At 68.2% G+C, this 3,936-nt stretch carries 3 protein-coding genes and 1 pseudogene; 3 read left to right on the top strand and 1 reads right to left on the bottom strand.

Annotation, left to right across the window (positions count from 1 at the left end; translation table 11 throughout):
- A pseudogene (locus tag ABZS64_RS39095) lies at nt 1-799 on the bottom strand (IS3 family transposase); the annotation flags it as partial.
- 678 nt (nt 800-1,477) lie between these two features.
- Here ABZS64_RS39095 and ABZS64_RS39090 point away from each other — a divergent pair.
- From ABZS64_RS39090 to ABZS64_RS39080, 3 genes are all read left to right on the top strand, one after another.
- Nucleotides 1,478-2,380, top strand: coding sequence for a DUF6192 family protein (locus ABZS64_RS39090; RefSeq protein WP_355839953.1), 903 nt, complete (start codon nt 1,478-1,480; stop codon nt 2,378-2,380).
- Nucleotides 2,381-2,383: 3 nt separating this feature from the next.
- On the top strand, nt 2,384-2,794 hold the full coding sequence (locus ABZS64_RS39085) for a RacP protein (protein WP_355839951.1): 411 nt from the start codon (nt 2,384-2,386) through the stop codon (nt 2,792-2,794).
- A gap of 75 nt (nt 2,795-2,869) precedes the next feature.
- Complete coding sequence (locus tag ABZS64_RS39080; RefSeq protein ID WP_355839949.1) at nt 2,870-3,727, top strand: IS5 family transposase; 858 nt, start codon at nt 2,870-2,872, stop codon at nt 3,725-3,727.
- Nucleotides 3,728-3,936: the final 209 nt, after the last annotated feature.

Raw genomic sequence — 3,936 nt, 5'->3', positions numbered from 1 at the left:
GCGTTGACCACGAGGGTGGAGTCCTGTCGGGAGTCGATCGACCAGCCCACGATCTTGCGGCTGAACGCGTCCAGGACCGCCGCGCAGTACACCCACCCTTCCCTGGTGCGGTGTTGCGTGATGTCGGTGACCCACAGCTCGTTGGGGCGCAGCCGATGGAACTTGCGGTTGACCAGGTCGTCGGCGGTGACGACGCCACGCAGGCGCTTCACTCGCACCGGTCCGGGCAGTCCGTAGATCCCGGCCTGTGTCATCAGCACCGACACGGTCCTCGAGCACACCTGGATTCCCATTCCCATGGTGAGCTCGGCGTGTATGCGGCGGTAGCCGTAGGTGCCCCGTGAAGCCACATGGACCTCGCGGATCAGCCCGGTCAGCCACTCCCGCCGCAGCTGCCGCGGTGTGGTGGGGGTGCGTTTGTGCTTGTAGTAGTTCTGCCGGGCGACCCCGAGGATCCGGCAGCATCGATCGACCGGTGCCCCGGCATCGACGAGGCGGTCGATCACCGGGTAGAGCCTTTTGGGGCCGGCTTGTCCTCGCCGAGGAACTTGGCGGCCTTGCGGACGATCTCAAGCTCGGTTTCCAACTCACGGATCCGTCGACGCGCTGCACTCAGCTCTGCGGATTCCTCCGAGATCCTGCCAGGCCGTCGGCCGTTGTCGATGTCGTCCTGGCGCAACCACTTCGACAACGTGACCGGATGGATGCCGAGTTCAACGGCGGTCTGCTTCTGTTCTTTCCCTGCCCGAACCAGCGCGATGGCACGGGCGCGGAACTCAGCGGGGTAGGCGCGGGGCATGTCCGGCAGCCTTTCGTGAAGGCCGTCAGTTAGCCACCAGAACTGGAACCTGAGAGGTGGGGCACGTCAAGATGTCACCCGATCGTGCGGCAGACCCGCCGGGCTCGGTGGGGCTATGACTCGAACCGTGGCTAGCGTCGCGGTGGGGACTCCCGACAGCGACTCTTGCTTCGTACGGTGACCGTATGGGCAGGGACGGGGCGCCCCGGCTGCGGCTGGTCGTGGTCGCGGACGGCGACACCGGGCCGCGGCTGTGCCGTGGGTGCGGTGGTCCGCTGATGCCGGGAGTGAGGGCGACGGCGGTGTTCTGTTCGTCCGCTTGCCGGTCGCGGCACTGGCGGCGGATGCGGCGGGCGCGGGCGAGGACCGAGGCGGTGCAGGCCGGTGTGACGGCCAGCTGCCCGGAGTGCGGGGCGTCCTGGACGGTCGAGGTCGAACGTCCTGTCTCGGCAGCGTACTGCTCTCCCCGTTGCCGCAAACGGGCGTGGCACCGGCGGCGTGCGGCGGACGCCGGGTTGTGAGACCGCGCATTCGGCGGCTGTCATGGTGCTTCACTGCGGGGCCGTGCGCCCTGGCAGGGACCTGGAGCCGGTCGGATGGTGCGAAGTGACGGTCTGCCGGGGCGAGTTGGCGGCATGAAGGGTGCCGCACCCGGGTCCGCCGGAGGGTGGTGTCCGGATGCCCGCGATGGTCGGCAGTGTGACCCGGGATCGCTATGACGAGCTGGTCAAGCTGGGGCGGGACTGGGTGGCCACGATGAGCAGTGCCCAGTGGCGTCTCGGTGATGCGGCTGTGGAGATCGAGCCGATGCGCTCGTATGGGGGTGCGAATCCGTCCGGGAAGGACGACTTGTTCACCGTCAGCGAGGCCATCCGGATGTTCGCTGAAGACGTGGGGCTGGCTTATACGACGGTCCGGAGCTACCGGTGGGTGTCCTCGCGCTGGCCGAAGGAGCGCCGGCGGGCGGATGTCTCGCACACCATCCACAAGGTCCTGGCCAGCATCCCCGATGAGCAGGAGCGGTTCGAGGCGGTCAACAACCCCCCGCCCAGCCCCCGTGGAGGCCCTGCGAGGTGGACGCACGACAGTGCGAAGCGGGTGGTGGGCTGGAAGGTCGACTCCCCAGAAAGCGTCCAGGAGAAGGTGGAGGCCATCCACGACCTGGCCGCCGATGACGCGGTCGCGGCGGTGGTGACCACCGACTTCCTGCGCCGTCCGGCGGTCGCCTCGAAGGCGATGGCCGATGACACCGCCCGGCATGCCGTTAATGAGGCGCAGTTCGACCGGTTCCGCCAGCAGGCCCAGTTCGTGCACCAGGAGGCCGCCCCGCAGTTGCAGCGCATGGAGCACAGCGCGCAGTTCATGGACATGGTCGCGGCCTGCGCGCAGTTCGTGGCCACGGCGGGCAGGATCGTGCCGAATCTGCGCGGCGAGCATTACGACGACGGCGAGCGGGAGACGATCGGGCGGGGACTTTCGCGGGTACGTGCCGCGGCGGACTGGATCGAGAACGCCGTGACCCACGGTGAGGTCGACCTGGACGAGCAGCTGGAGAAGCTGCTGAAGGGCTCGGGTGAGTAGGCGATGGGGCGGGGGGTCCCCGCTCACGTCCACGCCGAAGCGGTCCTCAGCGCCCTGCTGGAAGCGCGTCCCGCCGGCCTGACCATCGTCCAGCTGATGGCCGCCACCGAACGCACCCGCGCGCAGGTCCCCACCGGGCTCGCGCATCTGCGCAAGGTTGCGGCGGCTAAGGGCCTGCCGCCCGTGACCTGGGACAAACGATGGGGATACCGCATGTTGGACGACGCGCCGGAGGTGTGGATCGGCTACGAGCGGGCGTTTTTCGAGACCGTCCACCACCGGGTGGAGAACTTCATCGCCGGGACCCTTCTCCCGCACCAGAAGAAGACCCCGAACGACCCCTACATCCGCACGGTCATGGCGCAGATGGGGGCGATTGAGTCCACCCTTCAGCTGCTGGCCAGCCTGGAGTGAACCGGAGCACGAGAGGCAACGGGCCGCGACCGTCCCGCAGTTGGCCCCATCCACTGGTCGCGGCCCGGCACCGTCATGCTGCTGCCCCGCTACCGCTACCCCTCCGACACCACCGACGTCGAATGGGCCCTGCTCAAGGCGCTCCTCCCGACTCCCGCCTGCCAGACCCCGAAGGGCGGGGCCCCGGAGAAGTGGCCCCGGCGCCGCGTGGTCGACGCGATCCGCTACATCACCGACAACGGGGCGAAGTGGAGGGCGCTGCCCGCCGACTTCGGCATCCCGTGGCGCACCGTGTTCGGCTACTTCGCCCGCTGGGCAAAGGCCGGCGCACTCAAGCGGATTCTCGACCAGCTCCGCCGACGTCTGCGGCTGCGTCGCCGGCGCTGTCCCTGGCCGGTCCGGGTGATCGTGGACTCCCAGTCCGTCAAAGGCGCGGAGACCGTGTCGCACGCGACGCGCGGATATGACGCGAACAAGCGCATCAATGGCAGGAAGCGACATCTCCTTGTTGACCAGGACGGCCTGCTTGTCGACCTGTTGGTCACCCCTGCCGACGTCCAGGACCGCGACGCGGCCCGCATCCTGCTCACCCGCCTCCACGCCGAACACCCCGAAATCGTCCTGGTCTGGGCGGACAACGGCTACGGAGGCGAGGAGTTCAGCGCCTGGGCCCAGGACACCCTGGGCATCACGATCAAGGTCGTCCCCCGTCCCAAGGACGCCAAGGGCTTCGTTCTGCTGCCGAAGAGGTGGGTGGTGGAACGGAGTAACTCATGGACGATGCGGGCCCGGCGCAACGCAAGGGACTACGAACGCCTGATGTCCCACGCGGAAGCCCACATCCAGTGGGCCTTCATCACCCTCATGTCCCGCCGCCTGGCCCACCCCCGTCGCCAGACCGAGGCATTGCCGGTCACCCTCGCAGCCGTCTGAAGACCAGCGTGCTGCCGTTGTCGTTCGGAACGGCGACCATCGACGCCCAACCGAACGGCAAACGGGATCAGTACCATCCTTCACGCCTCCGTGACCTGCGAAAAGAGGATGTGACACTTCCCAATGCCGTTGTCAAGGCGCTGCGGTGACTGGCGGTCAGGCCTGGTAGAGCGCACCGTCACGGAGCATGGCCCACAGGACGTTGGCTC

It is taken from the genome of Streptomyces sp. NPDC005408, assembly GCF_040606445.1.
GTDB lineage: Bacteria > Actinomycetota > Actinomycetes > Streptomycetales > Streptomycetaceae > Streptomyces.
This window is presented reverse-complemented; position numbering and strand designations above follow the sequence as displayed.